The organism is Leptospira ellinghausenii, assembly GCF_003114815.1.
Classification (GTDB): domain Bacteria; phylum Spirochaetota; class Leptospiria; order Leptospirales; family Leptospiraceae; genus Leptospira_A; species Leptospira_A ellinghausenii.
Genome location: NZ_BFAZ01000013.1, coordinates 14,434 through 31,970, shown reverse-complemented (window position 1 = coordinate 31,970; position 17,537 = coordinate 14,434). Strand labels below are relative to the sequence as shown.

The following is a 17,537-nucleotide window of genomic DNA, read 5'->3' as shown; positions in this document are numbered from 1 at the left end:
TGCTCCTTATGGATCGAATACAGCCGCTTCGGGATTGATGGACATGAAGACAGGTTTCCCATCTTTTTTGCGTTTTTCATCTGCGTAGACGAATCCTTCCAAATTAATTACAGTTTGAGAAGTCGCGTTTCGTTGTTGCTCGAATGCAGATCGGAAGTTTGTTAACCAAATCCTTGCTCGATCTCTTGGATCTGTGGAGATTCCACCATTTTCACCGTAGGCAAATAAATCCAAAGAGTCTGCGTTCTTTTTGAAGTTGTATCCTAATCTTCGTGCGAATGAAACAGATGAAATATTTCCATCTACATCGTAATCCGCTAACGCTGACTGATCGATGGCCGACACCAATTCCTCAAGTCCCATTTCTGCACATGCCAAGCTGATTTTCATCTCTCCACCTGATGAAAAATGGTTTGCATCAGTTTCACCACGGCCTGCGAATTTTGTAGGTGCTACTTTTTCATCCCAAGAAATTTTTACACCTTCTTCAGAAAGATCACCTAAGTCTCTTAAGTGCCAAGGTCTGAATTGGGTTGCTGTAGCAATGGTTAAGGAAAGAGAAGGATGTTTTCCTGTATCCTTATCGATGTCAGGTGCACCCATTTTGACAGTTGTGGAATCAACATCAGCAACATACACAAGTGTTTTTGTTGGTGCAGTCTCAATACAAATGTACTGTCCAACTTTGAACTTTGTGCTTGGATCCAGACCACTGAAGGTAAGAATATCGCCAGTTGCCGTTACCGTTCCTGGAAGAAGTGGTTTGATAGATGTTCGGTAGAAGGCTTTTAAAGGCCCAACACGTCCATCTTTTTGACCTAAAATATTTACGATCCCTGTGTTAGGGATTACCAGTAATCCTGTACTCATCTAAAGTAAACCGTCCTGTTAGGTTATAGTTTAGCGAGTATTGATATAAGCCTTGTCCTACGTTTCCAATTGCGTACGGCTCGCTTATAGGTCTAATGCTCGCTATACGTATGGTAACAAGTCCAGTTGGAAGGTTTGGAGAACTGGCAATCTCCGGGTCCAGAAGTTTTGACGCTGGAACGTCGATTTGAAGGTTGTATCCCTCTCTTAATGTGTTATAGATCTGATATGCTTTCTGTCTAGTCTTATTTTCAGATAAGCCTTGGACAAGAACATTGAAAGATTTTTTAGAAAGAGATGCATTTGTTAGGTGTGATGGTAAACTACTCCTAGACTGAACCAAAATGTATTCCTGTCCCGAAGTTGCACTTAATACTGTATAGATTTTATCTCTATCGTTCGGCATCTTCTTTTTAAGAAGTTCAAACATCACATAAAGGGTATCGATGTAATACTTCATAATTGCTTCCCATTCATCCTTTGGTTGAAACGAAGTTGAACGAAAGGAATGTACACAGAATTCGAAAATCGATCCAATTTTGAAGATAACCAAAATGGTCCTCTTCCTTCCATTGATGCTTTCTTGATAATTCGATTTCCATTTACATCCATTCTGTTAGAGATCTTTCTCGGAGTAGCATCTGGATTGTCATGAAGGTAAATGGCATACTCTGCAAGGAATCCAACTCGAAGGTGTAGTTCCTCCATATCTCCTGATGGGATAGGTAACATGTTCTGATTTTCTCCAGGAGTGACCGATTCTCCCAATGGATTCAATTCTACGTTCTTTCCCGTAACATGTTTGAAGGAAGATCCTTGTAAGAATCCTGTATCTAAAAATGGCTTCGGTTCGATATTGACTGCATCATCGATAATTAGATCACCTAATTCGTTTAGTGTATCTTTTATCTCCTTCTTTGATTCAGAAAAAAGCTTACTCAAACCTTCCAGATGTTTTTTTGAATCAAGTTTTACAGTGAAGCTCATAGGTAAATTTCCACCTTCCGAGCGAACCGACCTGAAGGGGGCAGGATATCAAGGATTGAGTAAAATTGGTTACTCATAGGAACTTTGATTTTCCATCCTTCCGATAGATTCACATTCGATGGGATCTTTTTCTCATCAAAAATGATCAGCCATTTTGCTTTAACTTCTTCTCCAATGGCCGATGATTCATTTCCATTTGATGCCATTGGGATGACTTTATTGCTAGCTTCTACGTATGCCTGTAGATTGAATTCTAATAACTTTCCCGTTGGAGGTGTGGTAATTTCTGAACCATCATTATCCAAAAGAGTAAGTTTGAATTCTACAGGTTGGTTTTCGTAAAAGTTCATCTGGATTCATCTAACTCCAAAAATCTGACAGATATATCTTCAACGCAAATGGTTTCATTATCCTTATCAAAGAATTCAACTACTACAGTATTCGGATTAGGATATAAGTGTACAATTACACCTCGAGTACCAACAGCGAGAATTCCTTCATCACCATCATCTACGAAGGAGACTTCTTTTGTAAGAATTACATTATCTAGTTCTTTGAATTTCACTGATTTCCCTCCTTCTTTTTCTTAGCTGGTCTTGCAGTAATAAATCTCGGCAAACTAGACTTATTATCCTTAATCCAGACTATCGTTAACATCCTATTATCGTTATTCGGATTTCGAATTGGAGTGTCGACGATATATTTGATACCATCTTCCGTTATTAATACTTTTGAAACTTTCTTTTCTAAACTGGAACGAATAGAATCTTCCAATTCTCCTAAGTTGTTTTCAGAAAATCCAAATTCATTTTTAAAAAGACCAGATTTTCCCGAATCGGTAAGAAGATAATTCAGCTTAGGTTGTGAGATATTCGCTTTCGATCTATCCGGAACAAACTCAGGTGGTTTTTTCCTTTCGTTTTCCATCCACTCTACTTGCTCTCTTAATTCTTCTCTTCTTAGATCACTAAGAGCACTCGAACTATTTCTTGCACCATTGTATGGATCATATCCAAAAATGGAAACTACATCGATATAAACAGTAATGACATGAAGGCAGTTTGGATGAAATGGAGTCCACATTTCCAATTTAGGATATTTTGAACTTCCCCCGGAAATTGAGAAAATCTTTCCTTCAAACTTTTCGCATTTCTCTGTTAGTGTAGAATGATCTGACACACGAACTAAATCCTGGCCAGACTCTTCCGCATATCGTTGAACTCCAGCGGTTTGTGCTTCTCTAATTCTAGTTCTTGCGAGAGTTTCTGCATAGCTATCTAGATGATAGTTTCGGCCATTGATTTCGATAAACTTTCCATCGGAAATTCCAGAATCCTTCAAAGCTTTTTCGAAATCTTTTTGGAGGTTTTCTTTTGCCGCTTCCCATGTATTTTTTTCAATGAGGCCTTTTGCAATACTTTGATTAAGTTTATCATCTTCCAGGAGAGTTTGCTGTGTAATCCTTAGAATCTTCGTTGTTTTCTCTTCAGCACCATCCAAAGCATAACGAAGGTAACCTAAGGTATCGCGAAGTAATGAATCTATAACCTTGGGATCCGTAAATGGCCGATCAAGGAGAGTCATTTTATTCAAAAGTCGTGAGTCATTTTTGAAATCTCGAATCACTTGAGAACTTGCAAAGGTTTCATGTGCCAAGGAAGTTCCTTGCTTGAATGCATTTTTTGAAATAGATTCCCATCGGGATTCCCATTCGGAAAAAACACTTTCATAAAGATTGGAAAAAGTTTTAGATCTCTCTTCCCAATAAGCTGAATCTTTTTTTCTGGAGTTGAAAGCAATTCTCCATTCCTTTTCTAATGATTTTTGGATTCCTTTCATCCAACGCATAAGTAGAGTGTATTCTTCTTTTAATCGAACACCCTTGTCGGGATTTTTTATTTGAGAGTCCTTTGTGTAAAAGTTATACTCCCAAGGATTCCCTTCATCTACTTCGGTAGGCATCTAACGTATCGTCTGAATCCGAAGGGAGGCCTTAATCAACCAAGGAGTGAGTATCGATATAACAATTGGCGGCCATGCCAAACTGTTATCTGCTGAAGATTTTGATTCGAAGAATTCTTCCTCATATCTACTATTCTTTACTCTTTTTACATTTGGACCAGGAGAGTCCTTCGTGGAATATCTATGGAAAGCAAGTTCTGTCACAGCGGCTACGTATCTAGAAGAGGACTTTTCAGATAATGGAATATTGTAGGAGGGATGATATTCTATTTCTGTCTCAGCATCAATTAAGAGACCCGTCTTTACTGGATCTGATAAGGAAGCCCAGTTGCTTCGAGCTCTTTGTTCGTTGTATGCGTTTGCAGAGTCTAGATCTATCATCCTTCCAATAAACCTTTATGCTAGGTTAACAGTGAGAACTTGATCAGAATCACCAATACCTTCACCGTGCCAGTTGTAGTATGCTGTTGCATACATAAGAGACATCGGATCTGCGTAATTGTAGTTTTGCATTGTTCCTTGTTCAGTCCATTGCATCCTTCGGCCAGGTAAAACCATCAATGCTTTGTTTGGATCAGGAAGAAGTTTTTCATTCCATGAATACAAAACTGTAATAGGTTTGTTGATTCGAAGTTTTGAACCAGCTGTAGGCTGAATCAATGTATTCAATGCAACATCAAGCACATCGGATTTCAATGGTGAAGCCACAAGAACTACTTCAGGACGAGTCATATCACCGTATGGTCTTTCCTTCAGTTTTTGAGTAAGTTTCACATATCCTGCGTTCAATGTTCGGATAGTCTTTTCTTCAGCTGTTCCGGATGCGGAATCGAATGCTTGAAAATAACCTGCAGAGACACCCAGCTGACCTGCGATACTTAGGAGAGTTCCAAAATCATTAGCTTCTTTTTTGAAGTGTGCAAATCGGAATTCTTTAAGTTTGTCTACTACTCTCCAGATCTTTCTCCACTTGATGACTTCTTCTGAGAAGGCCAAAGCTGCACCATCTTTTTCGATAGGAACTTGTAACCAATCTCCAGTCATTCCATAGATAGGAACCTTCTCACCTTCTGCAAGTTTCTTGAACTTGATTCCATTGGAAAGAGTTGCGATTTCAAAATAATCCAGTGTTTCTACGGATTGAGTGAAATCAAACAAAGCCTTATGAGCTCCATCGATTCTAACATCTGAATCCATGAGAACGGAAATGTTATCTTGAATGATTTGTGGAAGATCGCCAGAGGTTACTCCACCATTGTAAGCTTGTAACTTACGCATTTTGTTGGAGTTCCGGAAAGCTTGAAGTTGTTTTTTCATTTCTCGCTTTGGTCTTTCCACAAAGTGGGCAATCGTTTTGTTAACATTCACACAGGCTTGGAGTTGCTTTTCCTTGTCTGCATTTCTATCTCTCATGCACTCAAGTGCATCGAAAAACTCGTTTACCTTTTCTTCTTTTACTAGTAACTCAGGCATTCACTACACCCCTAGCATTCCATCGAATGCAAATTCCGCCTGCGTGGCGTTTGCTGGTGATGCAGCTAGGCACACACCGACTTTCCAGTTGTCAGTTGAAGTTTTCGTAAGTCCACCAGTGGTAGAACTCCAATAGAGAACATCATCTTTCGCAAATGAGTCCGCTGGATTCAATTTTTCGCCGATGACACGGTTAGCCTTTTTGATCTCAAGGTAGACTCGATTTGCTTTCGCAGAAGCAAAGACAAAGGAAACAACGTTGCCAGTTTTAGAAACGGTTCCTTTCTCTACTCCACTCGAACCAGCTGTGGCTTGCGCTTGGACAACTCCACCATCGGCAGGAAGGTCATTTAAAAACATCTTTGCCATGTTTATTTCCCTCCTTCAGTTTTAGCTGAGGCCTTGGTTGAATCTTTTGCGTTGGAATTGGAAGGCTTATCTCCCCCGGTTTCTTGAACAGAATTTGGATCCTTCGCAACTTCTTCTCCATCAGTTTTAGCTGTGGGAGTCTCGATCAATTTCGAGAGCTTGTCATTTCGTAGTTTGTGATCAGAATCTAGGTCGGCTGATGAAATAGCATGGCCCATACTGAACCTCTTTTAAGTTTAAGATTTTTTTGAACGTATGGGAACTGATAGCAATTGATGTTAGGTGCGCTACAACACCAGGTCTGGATTAATGAAGCTGCCAGAACAGCAGACATTCATATCCAGACTAATTTTACTTTTATTGTCAAATCATTTTTAATGATTTAACCTTCTTCCTCTGGTAACCAATCACTTACTTCATCTTTGTCTTCAGTCTCTGTTCCAGGTTTGTGATAAGAAGGCTTTTTTTCTTTTGTAGTCGTTTGTTGTTTGCTTGGATCATTTTGTTTATCTGCAAACCACTCAGCTTTCTTCTTCTCGGCAACTTCCTTACCTTGCCAACGTGAGATACTTTCAAGTTCCTTATCCATCACGGACTCAATGTATTCTTTGATAGCAGAGCTTCTGTCTTTTGTGTACTTTTCAAGATCCAATTTTTGAATTTGCTCTGTAAGGATTGCCTTTGCAGTATCAGGAAAGTTTTTCGATTCAATGAAGGAAATCACTGATGGGATAGCTTCAATTCGAGTCTTTTCTTTTTGGAATTCAGTTTTTTCCGATTCAAGAACCTGAATTTTTTCCTCTGCTTTGTATCGCTGATCAAGGATATCATTCAATGCCTTACGAATTGTTTTTTCACCATTTTTGAAATGGCCTCGTTTTGTCGTTGGATCCTCATGCCAATCAGGCATGAAACGATCTTCAGGAGCGATCATTCCGATGTGAACCGATGGATTTTTATTCATCCATTCGCGAACAATATCTGTATTTAAGACAGTTAAGATTTCTTCTCTTGTTGGCATTTTCTTTTCCTCTAAATTTTGATTTTTAAAAGCTTGTAAAGCTGCGATTTGTGTAGCTCCAGGAAATCCTGGAGTATCTTTGGATGAGTCACCCAAAGCGATTGCAGAAATATCTCCAATTTGTTTTGCGATAAATCTTCCTGCATTTGAAAGGTGGTCCATAAAGGAAGCACCGAATTCAGGAGAAACGATATCGCTTCTTTCCGCGATGCTCTTCTTATCTTCCTCGAATGCACCGATGGCTACCTTTTGGAGTTTTCCATCTTGTTCAATTTGGATTTCCTTTACTACATAGCCAATCACTGGCCGGTTATCCTTCGAATTATCTTTGTTATGACCTTCAAAGAATTCAAGACCAGCTATTGCAGGAGCTGATTTTACAACATCTTTGGAATACTCAATTTCAATATCCGAACCAGTTTCGATATCGAATGCCTTGGCAACTCCTTCATGAAGTACAGTCCAAGCTTTCAAAAATGGTTTTGTGATCTTAGATTTGATTTTGTCAAGTTCAGCAAGTGTTAAATGATCTTTGATAAAAGAATCAGGAAGGGAGGATCCAGAAAAACTTTGTAAGCGGTAGGTTTTCATGCGGCCACTTCCTTTAATTCAGTCGGTTTCTTACCAATGTTGTTTTTGAAGTTCTTCACAGAATCTTCCAAAGCCTTCCTATCCAAATCTTGTTTCTCTTCTTTCTCTTTGATGAGTCTTTCCTTCACAACTTCAGGATCTACGTTCGGAATCATTTCGACAAAGGATTCAAGATCGAGAAGTCCTTTCTCATACATTGGTAAATAGTAAGTCGAGAGCATCATCAATTGGAATTGAGTGTTGAGTGGAAGTGCAGTGATGATTTCCGCTTTTCGGATCTCATCGATATTGAATCCCATCATGATGGACTGAAGAACAATAAGTTCGTACAAGGCTTCTTTCCAAATCTGGCGATCTTCCATAGTTTGTGTATTGATCTGCTCAAGAATAGAATCAGCACCTGCTTTTGTACCGAAGAGGGAAACAAAACCCATCAAATGAATTGGGTAACCAGTGCTACCCGATGCCATTTGTGCTCTAAGTTCAAATTCTTTCTTAAAACTTTCCGCACCTGCACCGGAAGGCTCTAGGAATCCAGCTTCACCAGGGATAATAATCATATTCCCTGCATCCCAAAGTGTTGGTTTCCCATCCGTAGAAGGCCTGTTTGGATCTTCCAAGGCTTTCCTAAAAAGTACTGCCTCATTGAAATCTTTTGTTTTAAAAACTGGTGCAGGAGTTCCAAACAAATCATTGGAATCAGCAAACTTTTTCAAGATATCATCAAGTCGCTCTAGATTAGAAATAGAATTCCCAAGTTTAGGTGACTTACCGAATTGAACCAGAACAAACTCACCTTGTTCAAAGGTAGTCTCTTCCTTATCATCCTTCAATTTCCATTTTACCTTAATTGGAACGTCAGGATCATCATCAGCATACTCAACTTTGTAATTGTACAGATCCTTTTCAATGTATCTGACTTTAACGAATTCCTTTTTAAAGATAGGATGAAGTTGTTTTTCTAAAACCAGGAGGACTTCGGCATCGAATAGACCATTCCGAACGAATGATTGTAGTTTGTTTGAATAGAGTTTGTTAAACTCAAGGAATTCTTGAATGCAATCTCTCAATGGAGACTTGTCCTCTTTCTTTACTTTCTTGAGTGTGACGTTAATTCCATTTCCGGCAATCCATGCGGTTAATCCATTGATAATGGTTTTCGCAAGAGTTTGGCCGTTGTGGCCTTCCGCATTGTATAGAGATCTTAATCTCTTTCTCTGCGATTCAGGTGTTGCATATCCGTATCGTTTCTTTACAATACCAGAAACCATTCCTGTTAATACTTCCGAAGCATCCTTGATGCCTTCGACAGTAGCTTGTAAAAATCGTTTAACTAATGATTGCTTTGCTTTCTTCATACTTTGTTGTTTAAAACGTATGAGAACAAGACCGCTGAGGTTACGGCAAACCGTGTAGAGACATAATCAAATTCAATTATTCTTAAAACGAAATCAAGCTATTTTTTATTCCAACTAGAACCGAGGTTAAGTGATAGGCCACCAAGATCTATTGCAGGAACGATTGGGAATAACTCGCACAGCCCATAACGGAAAGCATCTGCAGGGTCATCATCTTCTTTGAGAACTTCGCGATCCTTTGCTCTTCCCCTATTTGACATCGTTGTATCTTTCCATCGAAATGAATCCAGAGATTCTCTTAATCCAACTAAAGAACGGAAAATATAGATTCTCGGCTTTTTGTTTTCTGAGCATTCCATCAAATCAATTACGTTATCAATTCCAGCGAGCACTTCTTTGTTAGCAGGTTTGACTGGACCTATCCCGTTCTCTTCTAAAGTAGCTCTGTCTTCTGCATCGTGATCACAAACGGTTGCCGAATATTTCTTTTCTGCAAATTTCCAAGCTTCTTTGGAGGATCGCTGTTCAGGTAGAAGATCTCCAATAGATAGTTCTTTTATTTTTTCTGAATGGGAACGAACAGTCCATCTTGATTGGATCCATTCCCGGTAAACAAAAGCTCTGTCATTGGCTTTATCATACGCAAACCATAAACAAACGAAAGGATGTGTATATCCGAAGTCAATGGCTCGAATTCTTTTCCAATCTGCTGGGATCTCAAAATCATCGACGATATGGATGTCTTCATCAACTGGGAAAACAAGCCCTTCATAAGAAGAGTACTTTCCCTCAAGAAACCTTCTTCGTTTGGCAGCAGATAGATTTTCTAGCGTTTCAATGTATCCGTTCGCTAAATTTTCCTTATTGTCGTAAGGGGAAAACCATAGACTAGCATACTCATGGAAATTCGGTTTTGGTGTGCGAGAGATTGGATCCAGACCTTTCATAAATAATACGTTGGTCCATGAAGTTTCAACAGTTGGATTCAAATCGATGATGAATTTGAGTTTGATCGGATTCCCTTCGGCATCCTTAGAAGTATCATTCAAACGAGAAACAAGGTTTTCTATCACCTCATAGCGGTTCTCATTTGCTTCCGTAATGAATATTGTACCATATTCCGCTGCAAGGACAGAATCTATGGAGGAAGGTTCCAAACCTCCTAGAATAACGATAGAACCGTTTTTATAGTGAACCTGCCCTACTTCCTTTAATATTTTGCATAGGCCAAGCTTCTCATCCTTCCTAAACTCAGGTAACATGGTTTGCAACCAGATAGTCTTCTTGGCATTCGCAAAGGAAAATCTAGCAACTAGGTGCTTTGAACATGGATATTTTAAGGCTCTGATACGAATGGCTCGAATGATTTGATAGGTTTTTCCAGAACGTGATCCACCATAGAACTTGATAAATTTCTTTGTTCTATCTCCAAGTAGTTTGAGACCTTCTAATTGTTTTGGATTCCACCTGACTTCGTCCGCAATGATCATAATTCAGATTCTTCTTTTCCAAATTTCAGTACGATTGTCTGCGATGGAGACTCATCTCGAAACATTCCCAAATGTTTCCCTAGCATTTCCAATGCCTTTAGTTTATCGTGAGATCTGATTCTTCTGTTTCTAGATTTGTTCTCTCCGAACTTATTTACGGAAGAAGATTGAATATCTTCTACCTGAGCAATAATACCAGGGTTGTCTTTCATCTTTGAGATATCAGGTAGACCATCTTCATCCAAAAAATCTTCAATTTTAGAAGTGGCAATGTTTTCAATCTCCATAAGCCAGATACCCGAGAGTTCCGTTTTACGTCCTGCGAGTCTTTCGGTGATGAATTTGTCAACCTTCGCACGGATGTCCACATTTGTCAGCAATCGGCTTCCATTCTTCCGTGCAGTATCATCGTTGCTGGTCCCATATACTTTTTTATAGGCCTTGGTTGCATTGAGACTAAGTGAGTATTCTAAAGCAAATTCATCATGTTTAGGGTTGAGTGTGTCCTTTAACTTCTGTTTCTTTTGTTGTTTTTTCTTAGGAGCTTTATTTCGTTTTGCAGCCATAGTTTAGCTGAAATTCAAATTGGTGGGATTGTCAAGCGGATCAAAATCGAAACTTCGATTTTGATGCTATCGTTAGTAGGTAGCGTGTGTATTTTCTTGGCTTTAAAGAATTTCCATCTGCTTTTCCGCATAGCGATACAATTTATAAAGCAGAGCTTGCTCTTCCATAGGTACCAAGAAGTCCTTTGCGCTTTTGAAATAATACTTCCCACATTTCTTTATCGATAACATCGCTATTTTCTTTGGAATCATCTCGTTGTGCTTTGGTTCCCAAATGAAGAAAAACATTCTAGAGGGAATCCCAGAATTTCTTCTTACATTCCCTTTGAAGATTCTATCGTTGATTTTCACCTCTATCTCGACTGTCTGTTTCATTTGTTTTCCATTATATTTAATTTAAGCTGAATGTATCAGGCATAAGGATTCTTCTTCTAGCCTTTAGAAAGATTTCTTTGTCCTTCTCTATTCCAATAAAAGATCTATTTAGCTCTGCGCATGCTACTCCTGTTGTTCCTGATCCCATACAGTTATCCAATACCAAGTCCCCTTCGTTGGAATAGGAAAGGAGCAGAAAACGCATCAGAGAAAGAGGTTTCTGGGTTGGATGCATTCCTTTCTCACTTTCAGATGGAAAACATAAAACGGAATCGGGAAAACGTGTTCCATCATCGATGTATTGGTAGTCTTGTGACTTTGGTCCTCGAATCTTAAAGAGCTGGCTCCCTGCTTTTCCTACAAGTTTTCCTTTCTTTGCGAAATTTTTGGAAACTTCATATTTTTGCGGATTGTATGTAGGAAGCTTTTGATAAAAAATACAGATGTTTTCATGAGATTTATTCGGCATCTTCCTTGCGTTAAGGAATCCACTCGACTTCGTTTTATACCAAATGAGCTCGTAACGGAACTCTTTCCTGTTACTATTTATCAAATCGGTAGTAAAAGGTTGTGAAGCTGTAAGAACAATGGCTCCATTGGGTTTTATCACTCTATGATAATGGTCCCAAAGTTCCTTGAATGGTAATACCTTATCCCATTCACAATCCGTTGTTCCATAAGGAAGATCAGTAAGTATCAAATCAATTGAATGGTCTTTGATCTTTGGAAATACATTAAAGCAATCGTCGTTATAAAGTTGGATATTCACAGTGTCAGAAATGCTAAACCTCTGTTTAGTGTATACCATTTTATTTTTCCGCTGGGAAGAGAATTGATTTTATCTTTCCTGTAGAATCAACTTCCCTCTCTAAGTAAGTATTAATATCTCGGATCCTTTTTCGAATATAGAATCTTTTGATTCTTGTCATTGGAATAGTATCAACTTGCCACTGTAAATTCTTTGTAAGATGTTGTATACGTTCCAAATCTAGTTTTGCCGTTTCAGTATTATAAAACTCCCTTAGATATTTTGGAATGCCGAGTCTTTGATTCCATTCAATGCCTACATAAACACCATCGTTTCTAAATTTTCCTCGATTGATTCTCTCGAGGTCATAGAGCTCTTTTGATATTGGCGTTTTCCCTTTCCTTTTTTCCCTATAGTAAAAGGCATCGTATTCTCTTTGAGTTGAGCGAAAGGCTAAATTCATAGGATCTCCTTTTTCTTAAAAAATTTGAAACTTCTATCATCGTGGCCGGAAGAAGGATCTATACAGATTCTCCCTAAATAATCAAAATCAGTTCCTGACCAAATTGGCTTAGAAAAATCTTTCCATATTACGATTCCACCAGGTTTCAGAACCCGGAAAAGAGATTTCATCACTTTGGTTTTATCCACCAAACTACAGTTATAAATTTCTTCACTATGATACTTACTCCAAGGTGGGTCGGCCATTACTACATCAAAGGAGTCTTCATCAAAATATAAGTGAGCGTCAGATGCATCCCCTACTACGTCACGGCCTGGAACTGGTGTACCAATCACAGCGAAGTTATTATCCAGTCTAGAATAGGGACCAGCTGGAATGGATCCTGAAAATACATGAAGTAGATTACCCATGTCTGGAATGCATGCCTTTATCCTAACTAAATCTTGGATGGAATAGGCACCTTTGTATTCTGAAATGTTTTTGAAATTCTGGCCGTAATCCCACTCTCCATAGAATCGTTTTCCATTCGGATAAAGATGGAGTGATTCCGGAAGACTCTTTGATCTTGCGAATAAGTTATAATTATTCACAACAGATTCTGCAGTAATTGAAAGAGGAGGATTTGCGATTTCTATCATGGCTTTTCCTCCGAAAAGTAATTTTGAATTATCTTGAAAGCTTCCTGCGCACCAAATGCGAAATGGAATTCATGATTTTGAGATGCTAAAAAGAAACCAGTTTCAATCTGATTCTTAATCCGATTGTCTTTCGGAGTAATCCCATCTGCCTTGAAAAGTTTCTCATCGACTTTCTTTAATTCAATCCATAGGCCGATCTTTCCTTTTCTAGCGTATGGAAAATGAAAGTCGGACCATCCTGATGTTACTCCTTGTCTCTTGGCAAATAATGGATTCCGTTGTCCAGCTTCCATCCCTACTCTAAATTTTAAGTTAGGATATACTACCCCCAATAGATGAACCAGAGCACTATGTTCTTTTGCTTCTGAAGGAGCGGAGAGTATTGACTTCTCAGTCTTCATCTTCGAAATCTCCGTCTTCTTTGGTATCGATAGATAGGCTGAGTTGGGAATTCTCTTTCCTGGTTGATTCCTTGATTTCCTTTTGCTTTTTCTCAACTTCCTTATTGAAATTACTTAAATGAAGATCCGCTTCGGAAAAAAACTTTTCGCAGAGCGAACGCAGCTTTTTGAATTCCTTCGACTCTGATGATTGTAAGATTTCATCTAAGCAAGATCGTGTTATGATCATGTTATGCAATATTGGCAAGAGAGTCTCTGGATCATTCGATTGGAACTGTAGTTCAAAGATTGGCCTTGCTCTTCCGGCTAACTTAAAATCCTTTTGCTTAATAAAGTTTATTTGGATTTTCTCGATGGAAGGTAATCGACTATATCGATCCTTAATTCTGTTTTCCCTAAGACTCAATTCTGTTGATTCAAATTGAAGCGCAAGGTTCGCAAGATGTGAATTTAGATCTCTATCTAGATCTTTTGATGTTGGTAATTCCCATCCTTGGATTTCGTTAATCAGCTTTTTCATTGAATCAACGATTTTCCAAATATTAGTATTAGTTTTCTCTCCGGTATCCACAGTAATTTCATAGTTTTGAAGAACCTGTGCTTTTAATTTGAGAGATGTTTTTATATCGGCTGAAACTACAGTATATGTTTTTTCTGCAACTTCACGATCAATTTGATCTTCCGTTTTTTGTGTAAGTGTTGCCTGGGACATGAAATTTATGCTGCCTTATTTTTGTTTTTTGCAAAATACTCCATTGCTCGCTTCATCTGTGGAGTGTGTAATGATGAAGGAAAATTCTCTAGTTTCATTGAAGGCATTTTGACTTTATAAACTGTCGTTAGTCTCCGAAGAAACTCGAGTATATTTGTTTCAAGACTGCCTTCTTTATTTGAGCAATATTCCAAAATGAATTTTTCAGGATTATCCTCAAATGAAACCGTAGGGTTAAGGGCATTAGGTGCGCTCATTTGTATCCAACTCCTTCATCCAGTCATCGAAGGAAACTGAATGCATAACTTCTTCCCTTGGCTCTACTTTGATGATCTGAACTTTTGGTTCTGTACTTTCTTTAAATGGAAGGACATCCCCGGGACGAGATCTTGTATACACCAGTGCCTTATTCCTAGCTGGCCGTGAAGCATGGATCCATCCTTCCCTTCGAAGCCATCGTAACGCATAGTCAACTTTCGCATAGGTCCACCGTGGCATGTTCAAAGGTGTGTTCGCATTAGCGAGCTCCACAATATGGTTGATTCTTCCTTGCCAGGAGTCCTTGGATCCGATCCGAAAGTATATTAATCCTAAAATAAAAAGTCTGTTTTTGTTCTGGATAAGCAATGGTGCATCCAGAGGCATCTTTGACCAAAAATCGTTCATCTTCTTCCACCTAAAGGTAAATACTTAACTACTTCAACTGACCGCTTCGGCTTAATTGTTATGTTCAGAATTTGATAACTCACTGCTCGGAGGAGAGGCCTCCCCCAAGCAATGGCAAACAGTAAAACCGAATGAAACATCAAAATTATCCCAAATTGAAACATCTCTTCGTTCACTTACTCTTCCTCCACAGAAGGTAATCTAAATCCCCAAATCTTTGAAATCTCCCTCGCCTGGTCTTTATCCAAAAACATGTGATCAAGATCTCCGACACAGAAATACTTCATATCATCTAACAAATGATCTCTGCGTGAAGCTTTAAGGCATTGAAGAATTGATAAACCAGTGAATCGATTTATCTCATTCAATTCGGAAATTTCAGATTCAGGTAGTTCAAACTCTTTGAGAGGTTTGTGAATTTCCCATGTTGGTTTTGTGGTAACATCCAAAATCTTAGTAATAGTGGGTTCTGTTGTTCCAGTTCCAGTTATCTCTTTATACTTAACCATGATCTCTTTAGAAGAAAGACCTTCTTGATGGAGCTTGGTGATCAAATTTTCTTTGATTTGATCTTGGTTTAATTTACCTACATAGACGATCTTCCATGGTTTCTTTTGATGCACCGAATAGAATGCTGCTTGGCATTTATTATCTAAGCTTACATCTTCCCATTTTTTTGGAATAGATCCCGATGTCTTGAGATCAATACCAAATTCTGGATACTCAAAATCAGTGAATCCCAAAACAGGAAGTCCTAAATTGAATCCATTATAAAGTAATCTCGTTTGATAATTTGGAATTCCAGGTATTGCCTTAAAGTATTCCACCGCATAAGGAACAGCGGATTCAATCAAAGCATATTGCTTCTCAACCTTCTTGAGGTATTTCAAATAGTCTTCACTATCAGGAATCACATATTCAGGAAGATCTTGATCCTCATTGAGTTTGTACAAAACATCAACTATGCTCTTCAATACATGAGGAAACTGGACTTTGTCCATTGCCATCATCAACTGTTCGATTTTCTCATCTGAGAAATTCTCAAGTCCTTTTGGAAAAACTCTTAGTAAATGCGATACCACTTCTCTCTGGTAAACATTGATTGCATCACTTACAAGTTTATCCATTGTTAGAGTGCTTTTCAATGGGTCCATCAAGGATCTCATCACAGCTGATTCTATAGCGTTTCCTCTCCATGCACCTTCCATCGGCCATCTCGATTTAAAGTCAGCCACGTATCGAAGATACCATGTGAAACGGTTCCTTCGAAATGCATTAAAGGAAGAAATCGAGAATCTTTCGATATCAATGTCTCCAAGCTTATTGGAGACAGATTTCATTTGGTTTTGAGTAATTACAGTTTGCATAAGATTTCTCCCTTCTTAAAAGAGATCCTCCTGTGTTGATGCAGTAACTGGTGGAGTTACATTCTTTACTTCCGGAGCTGGTTGTTGTTTTGGCTTGAGTGCTTCTAGATCTGAATGGATTGCTTTTATGCAATCGTCAAAAAGATCCAATCTTCCAACGGCTGTAAATAATTCCCTATCGGAATGAACTTCTCCATTCCATTTGTTAAGATTCTTAATCTTACCTTCAAGGTTTGCAACCGTGCTGTTTTTTAATTTTACCAACTTATCGAGTAAGTCTGTTTTATATTTCACAGGATCAAAATCAGGTGTTGCACTCGAAGGGGTATTGCTTCCATTTTCAGGCGTTGGCTGTTTAGTATCCTTTGGATCTTCTTGAGTCGTTACCACCGATGGATTCAATTCTTTTTCAGAAACTCCCATCTCATCAGCCGTGTACAAACCTGATAACTCTTGTGGAAATGCTTTTCTCAAAGCTAATGCTTCAGCGCATTTTGAAAGCATAAGTTCAGGCATTTTTGCCCACATTGAGTTTGGCTTTCCGTCTTTGGTCTTTTGAACATACGATTGATACTTTGCGATTGCATAGATTGGTTCTTTGAAACCAGTTCTATGAACACCAACTTTTGCAGCTATCGGCGCTTCGTTTTTAATCCAAATATCAGTCCATTTGCCATCATCACCGCAAAACAAAGGCAATGTCTGTCCTTCATATTTTCCTGATCTTTCAGCTATCAATCTGAAACCATCAATGGAAGTTTGAATAGACATGACTTCTTTTTGTTCTTTGGCATCCCAACGTTTAACTGCAAAAACCTGTCTTGCAAAAGGATCTAATTGGGTTCTATTGCAAACCTGGATGAATAAGCGGAGCTCATCATCGGTCGAACCTTTGCAAATCGTTGATTTCAAAAGTTCAACTTGCTCCTTAGTAACAGAAAAATTTGTCATTGCCGTCGTCATACATACACTCCTTCATTTATTGGTGGAATCAAACCTTCTGCTTCCAAATGGTCTGTAATCTCTTGCAAGGAAGGTTCTCTTCCAAGTTTTGTAGAAAGGTTGAATCTAGCTTCATCCACCATTCTAGTTAGTTTATCGAAATCGTCTTTCTTGGCCTCTTGCCTGATCGATTCATAGGTATCATAATGGCCGCATTCATTATCCCATCGATCGCACAGTAATTTTTTACTGCCATCGTATGAATAATCTTCCCATCGTTTAATGGCACGTTTGGCACCACACTTCGGACATTTGTTTGAGATTGTATACTCTGTTAGAAATTCTGGAAATCCACCATGTTCAGCGACTTTCGGAATTCTTACTATGATAGTTTCATTGTCTGCATTCATCTAAACTCTCCTCCTTTAAATACTTGCAAAGAAGAGATGAAAGGTTTAGTTTGACCTTAACATCCCCCTGGATGTGGCCCTCGATTGTTAGCCGCCAAGCATAGTCAATCGGGGGTTTGTTGTTTTAA

Annotated in this window: 24 protein-coding genes; all 24 read right to left on the bottom strand. The window is 38.7% G+C overall.

The window, feature by feature from the left end; all coding sequences use genetic code 11:
• Positions 1-6: 6 nt before the first annotated feature.
• A complete protein-coding gene (locus DI076_RS19245) occupies positions 7-870 on the bottom strand; it encodes a hypothetical protein (protein ID WP_108961472.1) in 864 nt (287 codons plus the stop codon).
• Complete coding sequence (locus DI076_RS19240; RefSeq protein ID WP_108961471.1) at positions 842-1,330, bottom strand: hypothetical protein; 489 nt, start codon at positions 1,328-1,330, stop codon at positions 842-844. Before DI076_RS19240 ends, DI076_RS19245 begins: the two co-directional genes overlap by 29 nt.
• Positions 1,327-1,857: a hypothetical protein gene (locus DI076_RS19235; protein ID WP_108961470.1), complete on the bottom strand. Its 531-nt coding sequence runs from the start codon at positions 1,855-1,857 to the stop codon at positions 1,327-1,329. Before DI076_RS19235 ends, DI076_RS19240 begins: the two co-directional genes overlap by 4 nt.
• Positions 1,854-2,207 carry a hypothetical protein gene (locus DI076_RS19230; protein ID WP_108961469.1) on the bottom strand — a complete coding sequence of 118 codons (354 nt, stop codon included), beginning with the start codon at positions 2,205-2,207 and terminating at the stop codon, positions 1,854-1,856. The genes DI076_RS19235 and DI076_RS19230 overlap by 4 nt, the downstream gene beginning before the upstream one ends.
• Positions 2,204-2,422, bottom strand: a complete 219-nt coding sequence (locus DI076_RS19225) for a DUF4926 domain-containing protein (RefSeq protein WP_108961468.1) — start codon at positions 2,420-2,422, stop codon at positions 2,204-2,206. The genes DI076_RS19230 and DI076_RS19225 overlap by 4 nt, the downstream gene beginning before the upstream one ends.
• Positions 2,419-3,819, bottom strand: coding sequence for a phage minor capsid protein (locus DI076_RS19220; protein WP_108961467.1), 1,401 nt, complete (start codon positions 3,817-3,819; stop codon positions 2,419-2,421). The genes DI076_RS19225 and DI076_RS19220 overlap by 4 nt, the downstream gene beginning before the upstream one ends.
• Positions 3,820-4,200 carry a hypothetical protein gene (locus tag DI076_RS19215; RefSeq protein ID WP_108961466.1) on the bottom strand — a complete coding sequence of 127 codons (381 nt, stop codon included), beginning with the start codon at positions 4,198-4,200 and terminating at the stop codon, positions 3,820-3,822.
• A gap of 15 nt (positions 4,201-4,215) precedes the next feature.
• The gene (locus tag DI076_RS19210; RefSeq protein WP_108961465.1) at positions 4,216-5,292 is read right to left on the bottom strand and encodes a hypothetical protein; all 1,077 of its coding nucleotides are present in this window, start codon (positions 5,290-5,292) and stop codon (positions 4,216-4,218) included.
• Positions 5,293-5,295: 3 nt separating this feature from the next.
• Positions 5,296-5,661, bottom strand: a complete 366-nt coding sequence (locus DI076_RS19205; RefSeq protein WP_108961464.1) for a DUF2190 family protein — start codon at positions 5,659-5,661, stop codon at positions 5,296-5,298.
• A gap of 2 nt (positions 5,662-5,663) precedes the next feature.
• Positions 5,664-5,879: a hypothetical protein gene (locus DI076_RS19200; protein ID WP_108961463.1), complete on the bottom strand. Its 216-nt coding sequence runs from the start codon at positions 5,877-5,879 to the stop codon at positions 5,664-5,666.
• Positions 5,880-6,043: 164 nt separating this feature from the next.
• A complete protein-coding gene (locus DI076_RS19195; RefSeq protein WP_108961462.1) occupies positions 6,044-7,273 on the bottom strand; it encodes a hypothetical protein in 1,230 nt (409 codons plus the stop codon).
• Entirely contained in the window at positions 7,270-8,631 is a 1,362-nt protein-coding gene (locus DI076_RS19190; RefSeq protein ID WP_108961461.1) for a hypothetical protein, read from the bottom strand. The genes DI076_RS19195 and DI076_RS19190 overlap by 4 nt, the downstream gene beginning before the upstream one ends.
• A gap of 98 nt (positions 8,632-8,729) precedes the next feature.
• Positions 8,730-10,121: a phage terminase large subunit gene (locus tag DI076_RS19185; protein WP_108961460.1), complete on the bottom strand. Its 1,392-nt coding sequence runs from the start codon at positions 10,119-10,121 to the stop codon at positions 8,730-8,732.
• Positions 10,118-10,687 carry a terminase small subunit gene (locus DI076_RS19180; RefSeq protein WP_108961459.1) on the bottom strand — a complete coding sequence of 190 codons (570 nt, stop codon included), beginning with the start codon at positions 10,685-10,687 and terminating at the stop codon, positions 10,118-10,120. Before DI076_RS19180 ends, DI076_RS19185 begins: the two co-directional genes overlap by 4 nt.
• Positions 10,688-11,078: 391 nt before the next feature.
• Positions 11,079-11,870 carry a DNA-methyltransferase gene (locus DI076_RS19170; RefSeq protein WP_108961457.1) on the bottom strand — a complete coding sequence of 264 codons (792 nt, stop codon included), beginning with the start codon at positions 11,868-11,870 and terminating at the stop codon, positions 11,079-11,081.
• Position 11,871: 1 nt separating this feature from the next.
• The gene (locus DI076_RS19165; protein WP_108961456.1) at positions 11,872-12,273 is read right to left on the bottom strand and encodes a hypothetical protein; all 402 of its coding nucleotides are present in this window, start codon (positions 12,271-12,273) and stop codon (positions 11,872-11,874) included.
• Complete coding sequence (locus DI076_RS19160; protein ID WP_108961455.1) at positions 12,270-12,911, bottom strand: class I SAM-dependent methyltransferase; 642 nt, start codon at positions 12,909-12,911, stop codon at positions 12,270-12,272. The genes DI076_RS19165 and DI076_RS19160 overlap by 4 nt, the downstream gene beginning before the upstream one ends.
• Positions 12,908-13,204, bottom strand: coding sequence for a hypothetical protein (locus DI076_RS19155; protein ID WP_135358414.1), 297 nt, complete (start codon positions 13,202-13,204; stop codon positions 12,908-12,910). The genes DI076_RS19160 and DI076_RS19155 overlap by 4 nt, the downstream gene beginning before the upstream one ends.
• A 97-nt stretch (positions 13,205-13,301) precedes the next feature.
• Positions 13,302-14,024: a hypothetical protein gene (locus DI076_RS19150; protein WP_108961453.1), complete on the bottom strand. Its 723-nt coding sequence runs from the start codon at positions 14,022-14,024 to the stop codon at positions 13,302-13,304.
• A gap of 5 nt (positions 14,025-14,029) precedes the next feature.
• The gene (locus tag DI076_RS19145) at positions 14,030-14,281 is read right to left on the bottom strand and encodes a hypothetical protein (RefSeq protein WP_108961452.1); all 252 of its coding nucleotides are present in this window, start codon (positions 14,279-14,281) and stop codon (positions 14,030-14,032) included.
• Positions 14,268-14,690 carry a hypothetical protein gene (locus DI076_RS19140; RefSeq protein WP_108961451.1) on the bottom strand — a complete coding sequence of 141 codons (423 nt, stop codon included), beginning with the start codon at positions 14,688-14,690 and terminating at the stop codon, positions 14,268-14,270. Before DI076_RS19140 ends, DI076_RS19145 begins: the two co-directional genes overlap by 14 nt.
• 176 nt (positions 14,691-14,866) lie before the next feature.
• Complete coding sequence (locus DI076_RS19130) at positions 14,867-15,898, bottom strand: hypothetical protein (RefSeq protein WP_135358413.1); 1,032 nt, start codon at positions 15,896-15,898, stop codon at positions 14,867-14,869.
• 174 nt (positions 15,899-16,072) lie between these two features.
• Entirely contained in the window at positions 16,073-17,020 is a 948-nt protein-coding gene (gene bet / locus DI076_RS19125) for a phage recombination protein Bet (protein WP_108961448.1), read from the bottom strand.
• Entirely contained in the window at positions 17,017-17,409 is a 393-nt protein-coding gene (locus tag DI076_RS19120) for a hypothetical protein (RefSeq protein WP_108961447.1), read from the bottom strand. Before DI076_RS19120 ends, bet begins: the two co-directional genes overlap by 4 nt.
• Positions 17,410-17,537: the final 128 nt, after the last annotated feature.

Coding starts and splice junctions, on each gene's coding strand:
- DI076_RS19245 (WP_108961472.1), bottom strand. CDS start 870: ATGAGTACAGGATTACTGGTAATCCCTAACACAGGGATCGTAAATATT.
- DI076_RS19240 (WP_108961471.1), bottom strand. CDS start 1,330: ATGAAGTATTACATCGATACCCTTTATGTGATGTTTGAACTTCTTAAA.
- DI076_RS19235 (WP_108961470.1), bottom strand. CDS start 1,857: ATGAGCTTCACTGTAAAACTTGATTCAAAAAAACATCTGGAAGGTTTG.
- DI076_RS19230 (WP_108961469.1), bottom strand. CDS start 2,207: ATGAACTTTTACGAAAACCAACCTGTAGAATTCAAACTTACTCTTTTG.
- DI076_RS19220 (WP_108961467.1), bottom strand. CDS start 3,819: ATGCCTACCGAAGTAGATGAAGGGAATCCTTGGGAGTATAACTTTTAC.
- DI076_RS19215 (WP_108961466.1), bottom strand. CDS start 4,200: ATGATAGATCTAGACTCTGCAAACGCATACAACGAACAAAGAGCTCGA.
- DI076_RS19210 (WP_108961465.1), bottom strand. CDS start 5,292: ATGCCTGAGTTACTAGTAAAAGAAGAAAAGGTAAACGAGTTTTTCGAT.
- DI076_RS19205 (WP_108961464.1), bottom strand. CDS start 5,661: ATGGCAAAGATGTTTTTAAATGACCTTCCTGCCGATGGTGGAGTTGTC.
- DI076_RS19200 (WP_108961463.1), bottom strand. CDS start 5,879: ATGGGCCATGCTATTTCATCAGCCGACCTAGATTCTGATCACAAACTA.
- DI076_RS19195 (WP_108961462.1), bottom strand. CDS start 7,273: ATGAAAACCTACCGCTTACAAAGTTTTTCTGGATCCTCCCTTCCTGAT.
- DI076_RS19190 (WP_108961461.1), bottom strand. CDS start 8,631: ATGAAGAAAGCAAAGCAATCATTAGTTAAACGATTTTTACAAGCTACT.
- DI076_RS19185 (WP_108961460.1), bottom strand. CDS start 10,121: ATGATCATTGCGGACGAAGTCAGGTGGAATCCAAAACAATTAGAAGGT.
- DI076_RS19180 (WP_108961459.1), bottom strand. CDS start 10,687: ATGGCTGCAAAACGAAATAAAGCTCCTAAGAAAAAACAACAAAAGAAA.
- DI076_RS19170 (WP_108961457.1), bottom strand. CDS start 11,870: ATGGTATACACTAAACAGAGGTTTAGCATTTCTGACACTGTGAATATC.
- DI076_RS19165 (WP_108961456.1), bottom strand. CDS start 12,273: ATGAATTTAGCCTTTCGCTCAACTCAAAGAGAATACGATGCCTTTTAC.
- DI076_RS19160 (WP_108961455.1), bottom strand. CDS start 12,911: ATGATAGAAATCGCAAATCCTCCTCTTTCAATTACTGCAGAATCTGTT.
- DI076_RS19155 (WP_135358414.1), bottom strand. CDS start 13,204: ATGGAAGCTGGACAACGGAATCCATTATTTGCCAAGAGACAAGGAGTA.
- DI076_RS19150 (WP_108961453.1), bottom strand. CDS start 14,024: ATGTCCCAGGCAACACTTACACAAAAAACGGAAGATCAAATTGATCGT.
- DI076_RS19145 (WP_108961452.1), bottom strand. CDS start 14,281: ATGAGCGCACCTAATGCCCTTAACCCTACGGTTTCATTTGAGGATAAT.
- DI076_RS19140 (WP_108961451.1), bottom strand. CDS start 14,690: ATGAACGATTTTTGGTCAAAGATGCCTCTGGATGCACCATTGCTTATC.
- DI076_RS19130 (WP_135358413.1), bottom strand. CDS start 15,898: ATGGAAGGTGCATGGAGAGGAAACGCTATAGAATCAGCTGTGATGAGA.
- bet (WP_108961448.1), bottom strand. CDS start 17,020: ATGACGACGGCAATGACAAATTTTTCTGTTACTAAGGAGCAAGTTGAA.
- DI076_RS19120 (WP_108961447.1), bottom strand. CDS start 17,409: ATGAATGCAGACAATGAAACTATCATAGTAAGAATTCCGAAAGTCGCT.